Source organism: Streptomyces sp. NPDC006643 (assembly GCF_042870175.1).
GTDB lineage: Bacteria > Actinomycetota > Actinomycetes > Streptomycetales > Streptomycetaceae > Streptomyces.
Window position 1 is genome coordinate 124,956 of record NZ_JBIAHA010000022.1, and the last position, 16,725, is coordinate 141,680.

The window sequence follows — 16,725 nt, forward strand, 5'->3', positions numbered from 1 at the left end:
AGGTCAGTTCCCCTGATCCAGCCGATTGCGTGCGAAGGAGATGAGCAGGCGCCCGATGTGCCGCGCGTACCGGTCGAGGTCCGCCAGATCGGCGAACTCCCCTTCCGCGTGGGCCTGGTTGGCGCCGAGATCGCCGGGGCCGAAGACCACCGTCGAGGTTCCGGGTACGCCGGCCAGCCAGATCGCGTCGCAGGTGAACGCGGGCAGTTCGGCGGGCCACGGGGCGAGCCCCGCCCGGTCCAGCAGCAGCTCGCCGACCCAGGCGTCGTCGGCGTAGAGCGCGGGCAACCCCCGCTTCAGCCAGTCCAGATGGGTCACGCGCGCGGCGTCGCGGGCGGTGGTGGCGAAGGTCGGGCTGTCGGCGAAGCGCTCGCGGAACCGCTCCACACCGGTGCGCAGCACATCGTCCAGCGCGGCTTCCAGCTTGCGCCCGGTGTCCTTGGAGCCGTACGACAGATTGATCAGCAACTGCCCCGTGCCGTAGACCTTGTTGTGCATGGAGCCGGTGTTCATGCCGGCGACGCAGACCTGTCCGTCGACCGCGTACGGCGGCAGTTCCGTGGCGAGGTGCTGGGCGAGATAGCCCAGCAGCACCGTCGCGTTGTGGCCCGCGCCCGGCTCGTCGTCGATGCCGTCGCGGCCGTCGACGCGCAGACGGGCGGTCATGGAGGCGGTGGCCCTGCTCAGTACGCGCAGCCCGGTCGGCTCGCAGAACACGTTGAGCCGCCCCACGTACCCCTGCTCGACCAGCGGTTTGGTGCCGAACACGCCCATGGCGCCGCCCTCTTCGCCCGAGACGAGCTGGATCAGCACGCCCACCTCGGTGCCGAGCGCGGGGGAGGCGGCGAGGGCGCCGCGCAGCCCGGCGAGGAGTCCGACGGCGGGGCCCTTGGCGTCGATGGAGCCACGCCCGTAGAAGCGTGAACCGCCGAACGAGACGGGGCCGCCGCCCGCGACGGTGTCCAGGTGCACGTTGAACATCACCGTTGCCTCGCGCGGCAGTTCGGGTCCCAGCCGCAGCACCATGTTCGGCTGGCAGTCCAGGAATCCGGGCTGGGTCTCGGCGGCCTGGGCGACCGCGCGGGGCACGTCGGCGCCGGTGAGCGCGTCGGGTCCGGCGGGGGCGTGGTGGACGACGCGGAAGCCGAGCCGGCCGGCCGCCTCCGCGTACGCGCTCTGCGCCTCCCACAGCTCCACCGGTTCGCCGCCGCCGGTCTCCAGCGGTCCGGTCGTACGCAGGGCGAGCAGGTGCAGGAGCAGTTCCCGGTCGGACTCGGTCAGCCCGGCGGCGGCGCACGGGTTGATCCGGCGGGGCTGCTGGGCGGCGGTGTAGGTCATGGGCGGGTCACCGCCGGGTGGTCCAGCTCGCCGAGGAGCTTTTCGAGCCGCTGCCCGTACGCCACGAACTCGTCCACGTAGTCCCCGGACGGGTCCGACCACCCCTCGTGGGGGCGGATGTTGATGTGCGGCTCGATCGACACGACACCGGAGTAGCCCCGGGCGAACAGCACCCGCAGCGAGTCCGCGACCCGGCAGTTCCCGTCGCCGGGCAGCGAGTAGTACTGGGCGCTCGTGTCGCCGGTGCCGTCCTTCACATGGACGTGGGCGACGTACGGCGCGATGTCCGCCAGCAGGTCGTACGCCTCGTAGCCGTACGCGATGCCGTTGCCGACGTCGAAGAGCAGCCGCAGCGCGGGGCTGTCGGCGGCGTCGAGCAGCCGGAGCATGCGCGCGGGGTCGGTGGCGGCCCAGCCGGCGCAGTTCTCGTGCACCAGCACCAGCCCCGCGTCCTCGGCGCGGGCCGCGAGGCGGCGCGTGCGGTCGAGGACCTCCCGCTCCCAATCGGCGTCCGGCAGACCGGCGTTGGGGTACGACATGATCCGTACGAGGCGGGTGCCGAGGCGGTCGCAGCGGTCGGCGAGCCGGTCCAGCTCGGTCAGGTCGTCGGCGAAGGGGGAGACGACCGTACGGGCCCAGTTGCCGATCCGTGAGTCGACGCAGCTGACCCCGAGACCGGCGTCGGCGAGCTGCCCCGCCACCCGGTCGAAGGCCGGTCCGTCGAGGTCGGCGAGGGGGACGCCGTCGACCGAGCGCAGCTCGACGCTGTCCCAGCCGAGCCGCCGCACGGCCTCGATCTGACGGTCGAGACCGGGGGCGGCCTCGTCGCCGATACCGCTCAGCCGGATACCGGTCGGGGCGACGCCCGTCGGGGCGCTCCCCGTCGGTGCGGTGCCGGTCGGGTCGACATCCGTGGGGTCGACGCCCGTCGGGCCGGTGCCGGTCGGGGCGCTCCCCGTCGTGCCGGTGTCACTCATGGTCCGCACCGCCGCCCTGCGGTGACGTCGACACGCCCGTCAGCGGCGCCCGGGGGCCCGACGAGCCGTCGGCCGCCCCGGAGCCGGACCCCGGGTCCGACCCGGCCCGCGCCTCCCGGGCGGCGGCCATCAGGTGGGCCTCCTGGAGCAGTTGGACCACCCGCCGGGCTATCGCGTAGTCGTCCCAGCCGCCCGAACCGACGCCGGAGCCGGCGCCCGAGCCGCCGGCCCGGTCCGCGCCCGCCTCGTAGTCCCGGTAGGCGTGGTCGATATAGGTGGTCAGCGCGTCGTCGAAGAGGATCCGCGGGCTCGCCGCACCGCCGCCCGCGCCGTCGTGGACGGTCAGGCTGGCATGGTGGTCGACATCGCTGATCGGGTAGTGGCCGACGACATGACCGGTGTCGAACCGGAGCCCGATGCGGCGCTCACGGATCGGCGAGGTGAGGTCGGAGGCTATCTCCGTCGTCACGCCGTTGTGGTGCTGGAGCGTCAGCCGGGCGCTGCCCATCTTGGGGATGACGGTGTCGCCGATCCGCATGTCCGTCAGCGCGGCGTCCACGATGCGCGCGTCCCCCGCCAGCCGCAGCGCGACCCCGAGCGAGTGCGGCAGCTCCACGTCGAAGGCGGTGGTGTGGTTGTTGGAGCGCAGGGTGCGCGTCCAGCGCGGCTTGAACTGGGTGAAGGAGAGCGACCGCAGGTCACCCAGCTCACCCACCGCGCCGTACCGCACCAGCTCCGCCAGTTCATGGGTGAGCGAGCTGGCCAGCCACGGCGACACGACCCGCAGCCGCAGACCGCGCACCCGCGCCAGCATGTCGATGGCCTCCAGACCGGCGACACCGACGGCCATCGGCTTCTCCACCACGATGCGCGTGTAGCCGAGGTCGGCCAGCTCCTGGAGCGTGGCGAACCGGTCGACCGGTGGCGTGCACAGATGGACGACCGTACGGGCGGGGTCCGCCAGCTTGGCGGCGTGGGCCAGTGAGTCCGCCGGCACCAGGCCCTCGGCCAGGGCCTGTTCGTGGATGTCCTGGACGTCCCAGACCACGGGCGGGTCCGGTGACCACCGGCCGGTTTCGTCCGGCAGGGCGCGCAGCTTACGCAGCACCGGCCAGTGCAGCCCGAGGCCGGCTCGCCCGCCGCCGACGATGAACGTGTTCAGCATGACGTGACCTTCGCTCTTGAGGAGATCTGGCGACTGGCGAGAGGGGACGGACGGGCTGTCCGGTCAGTGGTCGCGGTAGGCCACGGAGGTGGCCATGGAGGTGAGTTCGCGCTTCCACTCCTCGCTGATGGGGGCCGCCGACAGCGCGTGGTGCGCCTGGTCCACCAGCTCGTCGATACGGTGCTCGACCTCGGCGCGCACGCCGTTGCTGTTCAGCGCCTCCGCCAGGGCCGCGCCGTCCCACTCGGCGGCCCGGACCAGCTCGCCGACGCGGGCGTCGCGCAGCGCGGCGAGGCTCACCAGGAGCGTCATCTTGTGCTGCTCGGCGTCGAGTCCGACCGGCTTGCCGACGGCGTCGGTGTCCCCGTAGGTGTCGATGAGGTCGTCCCGCAGCTGGAACGCCTCGCCCACCGCCGTGCCGTACGCCTCGAACGCGGCTGCCGCCGTGGAGTCGCCGGCGATGGCCGCGCCGAGTTCCAGCGGGCGGTGGATGGTGTAGTGGCCGGACTTGGCCTTGGCGATGTACCGGGCCAGCTTCGGGTCCGCGAGGGATTCGGCGGCGACCGTGACGTCCAGATGCTGGCCGATGATCATCTCGCTGACGAGCCGGCCCCAGACCAGCCGGGCCTCGGCGGGCAGGTCCTGGATGAGCTGACCCGCGTACGAGAACGCCAGATCGCCCGCCAGCACGGCGATCCCCTCGCCGTACCTGCGCGCGTCGCCCTGCCAGCCGCGCTCCCGGTGCTGCTCGATGTGCCGGGCGTGGACGGTGGGCTTGCCGCGGCGCAGGACGGAGTCGTCCAGGACGTCGTCGTGGATCAGCGCGAACGCGTGCAGCATCTCGATGGCCGCCGCCGCGTCGACGATGCGCGAGTCGGACAACTCACCGCCCGCCGCGAGGAATCCGGCCGCGCAGAACGCGGGGCGCAGCCGCTTGCCGCCCGCGCGGATCAGTTCACCGACGGCGTCGACGGGGACGGCGGCGCGCGCGTCGACCGCCGCCCAGCGGGAGTGCTCCGCGTCGAGCATGGCGTCGAGCCGTTTCTCGGTACGGTCCAGGACGGCCGCGCGGGACTGTGCGGCGAGGCCCCCGAGGTGCCCGACGGCCGGTGCGGGCGGTGAGACGGTCATGGCGTTTCTCCTGTCGTGTCGGCGATCTGGTCCGTGGGGCGGGCGGCACAGGCGCAAGGGCGTTTACGGCTCCGAGCGGCGTACGGTTCCTGTCAGGCGCAGGGCCCGACCGGCCGGGGTTCCGGGCGGCGTACGGCTTCAGGCGGCGTAGCCCCGGGCCGCTCCCGCCGTCGTACGGACCCGTCGGCGGACGCGCCCCCGGGCCGGGCGGACGCCCCCGACCCCCGATCCCCGGGTCCCCGTCAGGCGGACGGCCGCGCCTGCGCGAGGCCCGACGGCAGCTGGAAGACGATGTCCTCCTTGGTGGTGACGGACAGCTCCACGTCGTGGTAGCCCAACTCGTCCAGCCGCTCCAGCAGTTGGTCCACCAGCAGCTCGGGCGCGCTGGCACCGGCGCTGACCCCGATCGTCCGCACCCCCTCCAGCCAGCCCGGGTCCAACTCCGTGACGTCCGGCACCAGATAGGCGGCGGTCCCTTCCAGGAGGGCCACCTCCACCATCCGTACCGAGTTGCTGGAGTTGCGCGAACCGACGACCAGTACGAGATCGCTGCGCGCGGCGATCTCCTTCACCGCGACCTGCCGGTTGGTGCTCGCGTAGCAGATGTCCCCGTCGGCCGGGCTCCGCAGATCGTCGAAGCGCTCGTGCAGCGCGCCCACGATGCCGGCGGTCTCGTCCATCGAGAGGGTGGTCTGGGTCAGGACCGCGACCGGGGTGTCGCGCGGCAGGTCGAGCGCGTGCGCGTCCTCGACGCTCTCCACGATCACCGTGCGGTCCGGGGCCTCGCCGTACGTGCCCTCGACCTCCTCGTGGTCGGCGTGGCCCACCAGCAGCAGGGTGCGGCCGTCACGGGCGTAGCGCCGGGCCTCCTGGTGGACCTTCGACACCAGCGGGCACGTCGCGTCGATGGTGTCGAGCCGGCGGGCGGTCGCGTTCTCGCGGACCTCCGGGGACACGCCGTGCGCGGAGAACACACAGACCGCGCCGGGCGGTACGTCCGCCTCCGAGTCCACGAAGACCGCGCCGCGCCGCTTCAGCACTCCCACCACGTAGTGGTTGTGCACGATTTCTTTTCGCACATAGACGGGAGCGCCATGGACCTCCAATGCCTTCTCGACGATTTCTATCGCCCGGCGTACCCCCGCACAGAATCCGCGTGGCTCGGCGAGGATCACTTTCTTGTCGGTCACGACTGGAAACTCCTGTCGGTCCGTGGAATTGGGCTTCACCGTCGGTCACAACGAAGAGGCAAGTCAAGGTTTTTCGGACCGGCAATAAGTAACGACGCAGGTAATAGGCAGAGTTCTGCACGCGCTTGCCTGGGCCGCCCTCGGCAATTGCCAATGGATTGCCGGGTGATTGCTATCGAAGGTGTGTCGGCGGTCCGTCTACGTTCGAACGACTGAGATCCATCGTGAGACGCACCGTGCGATCCGCCTGAGATCCGCCGATCCGATTGACCGCCGAGACGAGTGGAGTGAAATGAACAGCAAGGCGATGCCTGTTCCGGCGAGCACCGTCCCGTTCTTCACGCAGGCGGAATCCTTCGAGCGGCTGTGGCCCCGGCTGAGCGCCTATCTCGACGAGGTCTGCGAATCGGGGACGTATTCGAACGGGCCCAGGACCGCCGAGCTGGAAGCCGCCCTGCGCGCCTACACCGGTGCCCGGCACGCCATCGCCGTCGGCAACGGCACCGACGCGCTCGTCCTGCTGCTGCGGGCGGCGGGGGTCGGACCCGGCGACGAGGTGATCGTGCCGGCCTTCAGCTTCTTCGCGTCGGCCAGTTCGGTGGCGCTCGTCGGGGCGGTCCCGGTCTTCGTGGACGTCGACCCGCTCACCTACAACCTCGACCCGGCCGCGCTGGAGGCGGCGGTGACGCCGCGCACCAAGGCCGTCATGCCGGTGCATCTGTTCTGCCAGCCCGCCGACATGACCTCGGTGCTGGCGGTGGCCGAACGCCACGGGCTGCTCGTCCTGGAGGACAGCGCCGAGGGCATCGGGATGCGGCTGAACGGCCGGCACACCGGACTGATCGGGGCGGGCGGCGTGCTGTCGTTCTTCCCCACCAAGACGCTGGGCGCGCTCGGCGACGCGGGCATGGTGCTGACCGACGACGACGCGCTCGCCGCGGCCGTGCAGCGGCTGCGCGACCACGGCCGCCCGGCCCTGACGCCCGCCGCCGCGCCGCCGGCCCCGACGGCCCGCGCCGAGTACGCCCGGCAGGGCGAACTGCCCGGCACCAACAGCAAGATGGACGAACTCCAGGCCGCCGCGCTGCTCACCAAGCTCACCACGCTGGACGACGACATCCGCCGCCGCGCGGTGCTGGCCGACGCCTACAGCCGCCGGCTGCGCGGCATCCCCGGCGTCCGCCGGCTGCCGACGGTCGTGGAGCGCGGCGAGCCGGTGGATCCCGTTTTCTACGTCTATCTGATCGAGACCGACCGGCGCGACGCCCTCGTCTCGCACCTCGCCGCCGCGGGCATCGGCACCGAGACGTACTACCCGCTGCCGCTGCACCTCCAGCCCTGCTTCGCCCATCTCGGCCACCAGGAAGGCGACTTCCCGCACGCCGAGGCGGCGAGCCATCGCACCGTCGCGCTGCCGCTCTACCCCGAGCTGACGCTCGCGCAGCTCGGCCGGGTGTGCGACGCCGTCCGCTCCTTCTTCACCGGGAGTACGTCATGACCACCGAGACATCGCCCGCCCAGGCCCGGACCGCGCCTCCCGCCCCCGTCGCGGCCTCCGACGTCGTCCCCTACGCGCACACCCGGCTCCCCGACACCGAGCGGGAGCTGCTGCGCGAGGTGCTGTACGAGGTCGGTACCGATCCCGAGCAGAAGTTCATCCTGGGCCGCCGCACCGCCGAACTGGAGCGCCGGCTGGCCGACCGTACGGGCGCGGGCGACGTCGTCGCCTGCGCCAGTGGGACCGGCGCCCTCACCCTCGCCCTGCGCGCCGTCGGGGTCGTCCCCGGCGACGAGGTGATCGTGCCCGCCTTCGGCGCCGAACCGCTGGCCGCGACGGTGCTCGGCGTCGGCGCGGTGCCGGTCTTCGCCGATGTCGACCCGGTGACGATGGTCCTGGACCCGGTCGACGCGGAGAGCCGGGTGACCGGCCGCACCCGCGCCGTCGTCCCCGCCCACACCTTCACGACGATGGCCGACATGCCCGCGATCCTGTCCTTCGCACGGCGCCGGGGGATCGCGGTCGTCGAGGACGCGGCGGTGGGCCAGGGCGCGATGCTGGACGGCCGGGCGGCCGGTACGTGGGGGGACGTCGGGCTCTACTCGTTCTTCCCGGTCAAGCCGTTCGGGATGCCGGGCGAGGGCGCGGTCGTCCTCTCCGACAGCGCCGAACTCGCCACACTGGTGCGGCGGTTGCGCAACCACGGCCAGGACGGTGTGCAGCGCTTCGTGCACCACGAAGTCGGCTTCAACAGCCGCTTCGACGAGGTCATGGCCGGCTTCCAGCTCGGCCGGCTGGAGCGCGCCGACGCCATGGTCGCCCGCCGCGCCGCCGTCGCCGAGCACTACAACGCGCGCTTCGCCGCGCTGCGCGGGCGCGGTCTGCTCGCCCCCACCACGGGCGCCGACGGCCAGTGCCACTACGTCTACGCCGTCCAGACCATCTGCCGGGACGCGCTCGCCACGCACCTCGCCGCGCACGGTATCGGCAGCCGCGTCTACTACCCGGTGCCGCTGCCCCGGCTGGCCGCCTTCGCGGCGTACGCGGGACAGGGCGCGGACGGGCGGCGCCCCGGCGCCGAGCTGGCGAGCGCGCGGCATCTCGCGCTGCCGCTGAATCTGAATCTGACGGACAGTCAGGTCGAGCGGACGGCCGACGCCGTCTGCGCCTTCTTCGACTGACCGGGGCAACGGCCCCCAGGCCCTGTCCGGACCCCCCTCTGACCAACTGACCCACTTCCTCCGACGGGAGCAACCGTGAAAAGCAAGGTCGTCGTTGTCGGGCAGGGGTACGTGGGCCTGCCGCTGGCAGTCCGGGCCGCGCTGGCCGGCCACCAAGTGGTCGGCTACGACGTGGACACCGACCGCGTGAAGCGCCTCATCAGCGGTGAGTCCTACGTCGAGGACATCCCCGACGCACAGCTCGCCGTCCTGCTCGACCAGGGCACCTACCTCCCCAGCACCGACCCGGCCGACCTCGACGGCTTCGACATCGCCGTCGTCACCGTGCCCACCCCGCTGCGCGACGGCGCCCCCGACCTCTCGTACATCGAGTCGGCCGCCCACACCCTCGCCGGCCGGCTGCGCCCCGGCGCGACCGTGGTGCTGGAGTCCACCACGTACCCCGGCACCACCGTCGAACTGCTCGTCCCGCTCCTGGAGGAGGGCTCGGGCCTGACCGCGGGCGACGACTTCCACCTCGGCTACAGCCCTGAACGCATCGACCCCGGCAACCCCACCTGGCGCCTGGAGAACACGCCCAAGGTGGTGTCCGGCATCGACCCGGCGTCGCTCACCGCCGTACAGGCCTTCTACGACACCATCACCAGCACCACCGTGCCCGTGCGCACCACCGAGGTCGCCGAGCTGTCCAAGCTGATCGAGAACACCTTCAGGCATGTCAACATCGCCCTGGTCAACGAGATGGCGATGTACGCGCACGAACTCGGCGTCGACGTCTGGGAGGCGCTGGACGCCGCCGCGTCCAAACCCTTCGGCTTCATGCGCTTCACCCCCGGACCCGGCGTCGGCGGGCACTGTCTGCCCGTCGACCCGGAGTATCTGTCCTGGCGGGTCCGGCGCACGCTTGGCCGCCGCTTCGAGTTCGTCGAACTCGCCAACCACATCAACGGACACATGCCCGACCATGTCGTCCAGCGGCTGCTGCTCGCCTTCAACGCCCGCCGCAGGCCGCTCGCCGGCTCCCGCGTGCTGCTGCTCGGCCTCGCGTACAAGCCGAACACCGGCGACGCGCGCGAGTCGCCCGCGCTGCGCGTGGCGGAGCTGCTGCTGGGACTCGGCGCCGACGTGCGCGCCGCCGACCCGTACGTGGTCGAGGCGGTGACCGTGGACAGCAAGCTGACCCGCTGCGACTTCTCCGAGGAGGAACTGGCGGCGGCCGACGCGGTGGTGCTGCTGACCGACCACGACTCCTTCGACTACGAACTCATCCCCCGCGCCTCGGACTTCGTCCTGGACTGCCGGCACCGGCTGGAGACCGGCCCCACCGTCGAAGTGCTCTGACGGGCCCCAGGAGATGTCCGGCGGGAGACGGAGACAGCGACGGAGACGGAGACTTACGTGAGTGACGGACAGCTGGAGGTCTGCGTCGTCGGCGGCGGACCCCGTGGCCTCTCGGTCCTGGAACGGCTCTGCGTCAACGCCCGCCGCCGTCCGGCGCCCGGGTCCACCCTCGTGCTGCACATCGTGGACCCCCACCGCCCCGGCGCCGGCGGCGTGTGGCGCACCGACCAGTCCCACCATCTGCTGATGAACACCGTCGCCTCGCAGGTCACGCTGTTCACCGACGAGAGCGTCGAGATCGAGGGCGAACTCGCCCCCGGCCCCAGCCTGTACGACTGGGCGGCCCGGCTCGGCGACGAGCCGGAGGAGGCGTACGACGACCAGGTCCGCGCCGAGGCCCGCGACCTCACCCCGGACTCCTACCCGACCCGCGCGTTCTACGGCCACTACCTGGAGTGGGTCTTCCGGCACGTCGTGCGCACCGCGCCCGCGCATGTGCGCGTCGTCGTCCACCCGACCCGGGCCGTCCGGCTGGAGGGGGACCCGGACGGGCCGCAGGGGGTGCTGCTCGCCGACGGCACCCGGCTCGGTGGACTCGACGCGGTCGTCCTCGCCCAGGGCCACCTCCCGGTCACCGGCGGCCCCGGCGAGCGCGAACTCGCCGACTTCGCACGGGCCCACGCCCTGACCTACGTCCCGCCCGCCAACCCCGCCGACACCGACCTGTCCGCCGTCCGGCCCGGCGAGGCCGTCGCCCTGCGCGGACTCGGGCTGAACTTCTTCGACCATCTGACGCTCTTCACCCTCGGCCGGGGCGGCACCTACACACGCGAGGGCGACCGGCTCGTGTACGGCCCCTCGGGACGCGAACCGCGCCTGTACGCGGCCTCCCGGCGCGGCATCCCGTACCACTCACGAGGCCGCAACCAGAAGGGCGCGCACGGCCGGCACATCCCCCAGGTCCTCACCCCGGCCGAACTGGACCGGCTGCGCACCGCCGCCCGGCTCGGCGGCGGCCTCGACTTCGGCCGCGACCTGTGGCCGCTCATCGCCAAGGAGGTCGAGACCGTCTACTACACGGCGCTGCTCGCCCGGCGCGTGGGCGGGCCCGAGGCGGACCGGTTCGCCGCCCGGTATCTGCGACCGGCCTGGGGGTCGGCCGAGGAGTCCGACCTGCTCGACGCGTACGGCATCGGCCCCGACGACCACTGGGACTGGAAGTACCTCTCCACGCCCCACGCCGACCAGGGCTTCCGGGGCCCGGCCGACCACCGGGACTGGCTGCTCGGCATCCTGCGCCGGGACCTCGCCGAATCCGCCGCCGGCAATGTCGACGGTCCCCTCAAGGCCGCGCTCGACGTGCTGCGGGACCTCCGTAACGAGATCCGGCTGGTGGTCGACCACGGCGGACTCACCGGCGGCTCCCACCGCGACGACCTGGAGCGCTGGTACACCCCGCTCAACGCCTTCCTGTCCATCGGCCCGCCCGCGATACGGATCGAGCAGATGATCGCGCTCATCGAGGCCGGGGTGCTCACCGTCCTCGGCCCCGGCATGCGCGTCGGCACCGACCCCTCCGACGGCGCCTTCACCGTCGAGGCGCCCGCCGTGCCCGGCTCGCTGACGCGCGTCACCACCCTCGTCGAGGCCCGGCTGCCCGAGCCCGACCTGCGTCGGACGACCGACCCGCTGCTGACGGACCTGCTGGCCACCGGGCAGTGCCGCCCGTACGCGATAGCCGACCCGCGCCTCGGCGCGTACGAGACCGGTGGCCTCGCCGTCACCCCCCGGCCGTACCGGCTCGTGGACATCGAGGGCCGCGCCCATCCCCGGCGCTTCGCGTACGGCGTGCCGACGGAAGCCGTGCACTGGGCGACCGCCGCCGGGGTCCGCCCCGGCGTCAACTCGGTGACACTGGGGGACTCCGACGCCATCGCGCTGGCGGTCCTGGCCCTGCCGACGGGCCCGCCGCGGCCCCCGGTCACGGACCACCAGAAGTCCCGCACCACCTAACGGCCCTTCCGTGAGCCCGAGCTGACGAGGAATCAGATATGACGAGCACTCAGCCCGCCGCCGACACAGGGCTGTTCTCCCCGGTCCGGGCCGGCACCCCGGCCGAGGCCGCCACCACCGACGCCGCCTGCCTCCAGGCCATGCTCGACACCGAGGCGGCCCTGGCCCGGGTCCAGGCCAGGCTCGGCGCCGTACCCGAGTCCGCCGCCCGCGCCATCGGCCGGGCCGCCCGCGCCGGCCACTTCGACCTGGCCGAACTGGCGGTCCAGGCGCGCGGCGCCGCCAACCCGGTCGTCCCCCTCGTACGACGGCTCACCGCACTGGTCGCCGCCGAGGACGCCGACGCCGCGCACAGCGTCCACCAGGGCTCCACCAGCCAGGACATCCTCGACAGCGGCCTCATGCTCGTCGCCGCCCGCACCCTGGACCTGATCCTGGCCGACCTGGACCGCACCGCCGGCGCGCTGGCCCGCCTCGCCGCCCGGCACCGCGACACCCCCATGGCCGCCCGCACCCTCGGCCAGCACGCCGTCCCGACCACCTTCGGGCTCAAGGCGGCCGGCTGGCTCCAGGGCGTACTCGACGCACGCGACCGGCTGCGCCGGGTGCGCGGCGAGGGCCTGCCGGTCCAACTCGGCGGCGCGGCGGGCACGATGGCGGGTTATCTGGAGTACGCGCTCCTGCATGTGCCGGACGCCGCCGACGACGAGGGCCGGCGCTACATCCGGGAGCTGCCCGCCGCGCTCGCCGCCGAGCTGGGCCTCGCCGAACCGCTCGTGCCCTGGCACACCGTCCGTACCCCCCTCGCCGATCTCGGCGCGGCGCTCGCCCTGCTCACCGGCGCGCTCGGCTCACTGGCGGCCGACGTCCAACTGTTGTCCCGCACCGAGACGGGCGAGGTCGCGGAACCGGCCGCCGAGGGCCGGGGCACGTCCTCCGCCATGCCGCACAAGCGCAACCCCGCCCTCTCGGCGCTGATCCGCTCCGCCGCGTACCAGGTGCCCTCCCTCGTCTCCACCCTCATGCAGGTGTCGGTCCACGACGATGAGCGGCCCGCGGGCGCCTGGCACGCCGAATGGCTGCCGCTGCGCGACTGTCTGCGCCTGGCGGGCGGCGCGGCGCACACCGCCGCCGAACTGACCGAGGGACTGACCGTCGACGAGGACCGGATGCGGGCCAATCTCGGTCTCACCGGCGGCCTGGTCGTCTCCGAACGCCTGGCGGCCCTGCTCTCCGTGGAACTCGGCCGGGCCGAGGCGAAGACACTGCTCGCCCAGGTCTCCGCCGAGGCGGCGACCACCGGCCGCCATCTCGCGGACGTGCTGGCCGAGGCCCCGGCCCTGACCGGCCGCCGCTCGGCCGGCGAACTGCGCAAGCTGTCGGACCCGGCGCACTACACGGGGGCGGCGGGCCAGTTGGTGGACCGGGTGCTGGGCCGCTACGAGGGTGACCGGCCGACCGGCCGGTCCGCTCCCGGCCGGTCAACTCGCTTGTCAGGTTCGAGCCCTATGTAAGGATGAGCAAGTCGCCGGCAATGGGCCGCGCGCCCGTACGACTCCTTTCCCTGGATGGTCTTGGATGCAGAGCTCTCAGCGTCGTATCGTCCGAACCGCGCCTCTTCCCGTCGCAGATGAGACCGTTTCGCGTCCGCAGCACAGCGACCTCTTCCTGGAGGCGCACTACACCGTCGAACTCCCCCCGATCGAGGACGAGCCGGACTTCGACGGCTCCGCCGTCCCCGACCCCGGCGCCTACCGGGGAGGGCGCCGCCATGCCGGCGGGTGACAAGGGCCGGGACGCCGAGCCGGACGTCCTCCTCGACGGGCTGACCGTCGACGACCGGAACCCCGAACAGCCCGTCCTGCTCGACAAGTCCGGCCGCTCCGTGCAGACATGGCGGCAGAACTACCCCTACGACAAGAAGATGCGCCGCCAGGAGTACGAGCGGACGAAGCGCACCCTCCAGATCGAACTGCTCAAACTCCAGCGCTGGGTCAAGGACACCGGCCAGCGCGTCGTGGTGGTCTGCGAGGGCCGGGACGCCGCGGGCAAGGGCGGCACCATCCAGCGGTTCACCGAGCGGCTCAACCCGCGTGGCGCCCGCGTGGTGGCCCTGGAGAAGCCCACCGAGCGAGAAGCGGGGCAGTGGTACTTCCAGCGGTACGTGGCGCATCTGCCGGCCGCCGGGGAGATCGTCTTCTTCGACCGCTCCTGGTACAACCGGGCCGGCGTCGAGCGGGTGATGGGCTTCTGCACGCCGGACGAGTACGAGCACTTCCTGCGCCAGGCGCCGCAGTTCGAGCAGATGATCACCGACGACGGCATCCTGCTGGTGAAGTTCTGGTTCTCGGTCTCGCACGACGAGCAGCGCACCCGTTTCGCGATCCGCCAGATCGACCCCGTACGGCAGTGGAAGCTCTCGCCGACCGACCTCGCGTCGCTCGACCTGTGGGACGCGTACACCGCCGCGAAGGTCGACATGTTCCGGGCCACGGACACCGCGTACGCGCCCTGGACCGTGGTCAAGAACAACGACAAGAAGCGGGGCCGGCTGGAGGCCATGCGCAGCCTGCTGTGGCGGATGGACTACGACCGGAAGGACAAGGAGCTCCTCGGCGAGCCCGACCCGCTCATCGTGGGCCCGGCCGACACCCTGCTCGAAGCGGGCGAGGAGAGCACCGATCTGTCCCCGACGCCGCTCGCCGGCCGCACCCACGGCCCCGGAGACCATCCGGCGGAGCACACGGTCTGAGAGCGCGTCCGACCGCGGGGGCGGCTCGGGAACAGCGGGAGCCGCCTCCGGGAGGTCCGGGGCGCGGCGGGCGCGGCGGGCGCGGCGGGCGCGGCGAGTTCGGAGGCAGTGGCGGGGTCGGGGGTAACGGCGGGGTCGGGGGCAGCGGCGGGCTCAGAGGTAGCGGCGGATCGGGACCACGGACGCCTCCCGGGCCCGCTGCACCAGCGAGCGCCGCTTCCAGCGGCCCGGCGCGATCGGCTCGCTCACCGTCAGGTCCTTCTCGAAGTGCCCGTCCAGAGTGGCCGTGAAGTCGGTGTCCAGCACGGCGAGCATGACCTCCTCGTCGTGGTCCATCGAGCGCCGGTTGAAGTTCGTCGACCCGATCAGCGAGGCGATCGAGTCCACGGTGATGATCTTCGCGTGCATCATCGTCGGCTGGTACTGGTAGATCTTCACGCCGCACGCCGTCAGATCCTCGTAGTACCGCTGGCCGGCCAGCAGACAGACCCGCTTGTCCGTGTGCGGCCCCGGGAGCAGGATCTCCACCGAGACCCCGCGCCGGGACGCCGCGCACAGCAGCTCCACGAAGTACTCGTCCGGCGCGAAGTACGCCGTCGCCAGCCGTACGCGCTCCTCAGCCGACTCCAGCATGACCCGGATCAGGGTCTGCATGTCCTGCCAGCCGAAGCTGGCCGACCCGCGCACCACCTGCACGATCGCGTCGCCGTGCGTGTCCTGTGTGGCGAACCGGTCGGCGTCGTCGAACATCTCGTCCTGGCACTCCGCCCAGTTCTGGGTGAACGCGGCGGCGATCCCGTCCACCGCGGCACCCTGGACCTTCACGTGCGTGTCGCGCCACTCGTGCTCGTTCCGCGCGTCGCCGCACCACTCCTCGGCGATGCCCACCCCACCGGTGAACGCGGTCGTCTCGTCCACGACGAGGACCTTGCGGTGGCAGCGGTGATTCTGCTTCAGGGGCGAGAGGTACAGCGGCTTGCGGAACCAGGCCACCCGCACCCCGGCCCGCTCCATCGCCTCCAGCTGGTCCTTCTCTATCAGCCGGCTGCCGAAGCCGTCGAGCAGCAGCCGCACCCGCACCCCGGCGCGCGCCCGCTCGCTGAGCGCCTGCGCGAACTCGTGGGCGATGTCGCCGCGCCAGTAGACGAACGTCATCATGTCGACGGTGTGTTCGGCGCCGCGAATGCTCTCCAGCATGGCCGCGAAGATCTCGTCGCCGTTCCGCAGCGGGACGAGCGCGTTGCCCTCGGTCATGGCGATACCGATCAGCCGCTCCAGGCGCCGTCGTATGCGCTGGATCTTCTCGGTGGTCATCGCGTCACCGCCACCGATCTGACCGTCACGGATCGGGTCGGCGGGCAGGACGGGGGCGGTGAGACCGGCGGCGGGGAGAACAGCCGTGTGGAGATCAAGGCAGGGACCTCTTTCGGGTCGGGGCGGATCCGTTCATGGGGCGTGTCCGTCACGCCCTAGTCCCGGATGCCCGTCTCCCGGCCCCCCACGCTGTGTTCAGGAACGCATTCCGCGCGCTGTGTTCAGGAACTTCTCGATCAGCCCGACGTCCTTGACGCCCCGGCCGCTCTCCACCCCGCTCGACACGTCGACGCCCCACGGCCGCAGCGCCGTGACGGCGTCCACGACGTTGTCCGGGGACAGACCGCCCGACAGGACCCACGACCCCTTCGGCTGCTCGGGCAGCGACTCCGGCGACCACCGCTCGCCGGAGCCCGGCCGGGGCGAGTCGATGATGAGCATGTCCTCGCCGTACGCGCCCGCCGTCAGCGGGTCGCCCGACTCCGGCGACGTGGCGCGGATCAGCCGGAAGCCGTCCGCGCGCAGCGCGGTGAACGCCTCCGGCGGCTCCCCGCCGTGCAGCTGGATCGTGTCCGCGCCCGCCGCGGTCGCCGCCCGGCGCACCTCCTCCAGCGGCTCGCCGCGGAAGACCGCCACCTTCGCGACGCCGGGCGGCACCAGCGCGGCCAGCGGGCGGGCGTCGGCCGGGGAGAGCCGCCGGGGGCTCGTCGTCAGGATGAACCCGACGGCCGACGCCCCGCCGGCCACGGCGGCCTCGACCTCGTCCGGCTTCCGCAGACCGCAGACCTTGACGTACAAGTGGTGCAACTGGAGCTCCTCGCTCGA

14 protein-coding genes are annotated in these 16,725 nt (G+C 72.5%); 7 read left to right on the plus strand and 7 right to left on the minus strand.

All coding sequences use genetic code 11. The features are described 5' to 3' along the window. Positions 1–3: 3 nt before the first annotated feature. The 5 genes from ACFYNU_RS28170 to ACFYNU_RS28190 all read right to left on the minus strand — a co-directional run bounded on the left by ACFYNU_RS28170 (position 4) and on the right by ACFYNU_RS28190 (position 5,801). Positions 4–1,338 (minus strand): M20/M25/M40 family metallo-hydrolase, encoded by a 1,335-nt coding sequence (locus ACFYNU_RS28170; protein WP_356596829.1) that lies wholly within the window; start codon positions 1,336–1,338, stop codon positions 4–6. Continuing rightward, positions 1,335–2,315 (minus strand): sugar phosphate isomerase/epimerase family protein, encoded by a 981-nt coding sequence (locus ACFYNU_RS28175; protein ID WP_356596827.1) that lies wholly within the window; start codon positions 2,313–2,315, stop codon positions 1,335–1,337. The genes ACFYNU_RS28170 and ACFYNU_RS28175 overlap by 4 nt, the downstream gene beginning before the upstream one ends. After that, entirely contained in the window at positions 2,308–3,480 is a 1,173-nt protein-coding gene (locus tag ACFYNU_RS28180) for a hypothetical protein (RefSeq protein WP_356596825.1), read from the minus strand. Before ACFYNU_RS28180 ends, ACFYNU_RS28175 begins: the two co-directional genes overlap by 8 nt. 63 nt (positions 3,481–3,543) lie before the next feature. Further along, positions 3,544–4,611: a polyprenyl synthetase family protein gene (locus ACFYNU_RS28185; protein ID WP_356596823.1), complete on the minus strand. Its 1,068-nt coding sequence runs from the start codon at positions 4,609–4,611 to the stop codon at positions 3,544–3,546. Positions 4,612–4,853: 242 nt separating this feature from the next. Continuing rightward, positions 4,854–5,801 carry a 4-hydroxy-3-methylbut-2-enyl diphosphate reductase gene (locus tag ACFYNU_RS28190; protein ID WP_356596821.1) on the minus strand — a complete coding sequence of 316 codons (948 nt, stop codon included), beginning with the start codon at positions 5,799–5,801 and terminating at the stop codon, positions 4,854–4,856. A gap of 292 nt (positions 5,802–6,093) precedes the next feature. Here ACFYNU_RS28190 and ACFYNU_RS28195 point away from each other — a divergent pair, with 292 nt between their 5' ends. The 7 genes from ACFYNU_RS28195 (at position 6,094) to ppk2 (ending at position 14,586) form a co-directional block, all read left to right on the plus strand. Beyond that, on the plus strand, positions 6,094–7,299 hold the full coding sequence (locus tag ACFYNU_RS28195) for a DegT/DnrJ/EryC1/StrS family aminotransferase (protein WP_356596819.1): 1,206 nt from the start codon (positions 6,094–6,096) through the stop codon (positions 7,297–7,299). Next, positions 7,296–8,480 carry a DegT/DnrJ/EryC1/StrS family aminotransferase gene (locus tag ACFYNU_RS28200; RefSeq protein WP_356596817.1) on the plus strand — a complete coding sequence of 395 codons (1,185 nt, stop codon included), beginning with the start codon at positions 7,296–7,298 and terminating at the stop codon, positions 8,478–8,480. The genes ACFYNU_RS28195 and ACFYNU_RS28200 overlap by 4 nt, the downstream gene beginning before the upstream one ends. A gap of 75 nt (positions 8,481–8,555) precedes the next feature. Beyond that, positions 8,556–9,821 carry a nucleotide sugar dehydrogenase gene (locus ACFYNU_RS28205; RefSeq protein ID WP_356596815.1) on the plus strand — a complete coding sequence of 422 codons (1,266 nt, stop codon included), beginning with the start codon at positions 8,556–8,558 and terminating at the stop codon, positions 9,819–9,821. A gap of 57 nt (positions 9,822–9,878) precedes the next feature. After that, positions 9,879–11,834 (plus strand): FAD/NAD(P)-binding protein, encoded by a 1,956-nt coding sequence (locus tag ACFYNU_RS28210; RefSeq protein WP_356596813.1) that lies wholly within the window; start codon positions 9,879–9,881, stop codon positions 11,832–11,834. Between the two features lie 38 nt (positions 11,835–11,872). Beyond that, a complete protein-coding gene (gene pcaB, locus ACFYNU_RS28215) occupies positions 11,873–13,348 on the plus strand; it encodes a 3-carboxy-cis,cis-muconate cycloisomerase (RefSeq protein WP_356596811.1) in 1,476 nt (491 codons plus the stop codon). A gap of 64 nt (positions 13,349–13,412) precedes the next feature. Continuing rightward, positions 13,413–13,619: a hypothetical protein gene (locus ACFYNU_RS28220; RefSeq protein WP_356596809.1), complete on the plus strand. Its 207-nt coding sequence runs from the start codon at positions 13,413–13,415 to the stop codon at positions 13,617–13,619. Then, complete coding sequence (ppk2, locus tag ACFYNU_RS28225) at positions 13,606–14,586, plus strand: polyphosphate kinase 2 (protein WP_356596807.1); 981 nt, start codon at positions 13,606–13,608, stop codon at positions 14,584–14,586. The genes ACFYNU_RS28220 and ppk2 overlap by 14 nt, the downstream gene beginning before the upstream one ends. 153 nt (positions 14,587–14,739) lie before the next feature. On the opposite strand, the gene ACFYNU_RS28230 is transcribed toward ppk2, so the two are convergent. Both ACFYNU_RS28230 and ACFYNU_RS28235 read right to left on the minus strand, forming a co-directional pair. Further along, the gene (locus ACFYNU_RS28230; protein WP_356596805.1) at positions 14,740–15,900 is read right to left on the minus strand and encodes a phospholipase D-like domain-containing protein; all 1,161 of its coding nucleotides are present in this window, start codon (positions 15,898–15,900) and stop codon (positions 14,740–14,742) included. Positions 15,901–16,095: 195 nt separating this feature from the next. Further along, positions 16,096–16,707, minus strand: coding sequence for a phosphoribosylanthranilate isomerase (locus ACFYNU_RS28235; RefSeq protein WP_356596803.1), 612 nt, complete (start codon positions 16,705–16,707; stop codon positions 16,096–16,098). Between the last annotated feature and the right edge of the window lie 18 nt (positions 16,708–16,725).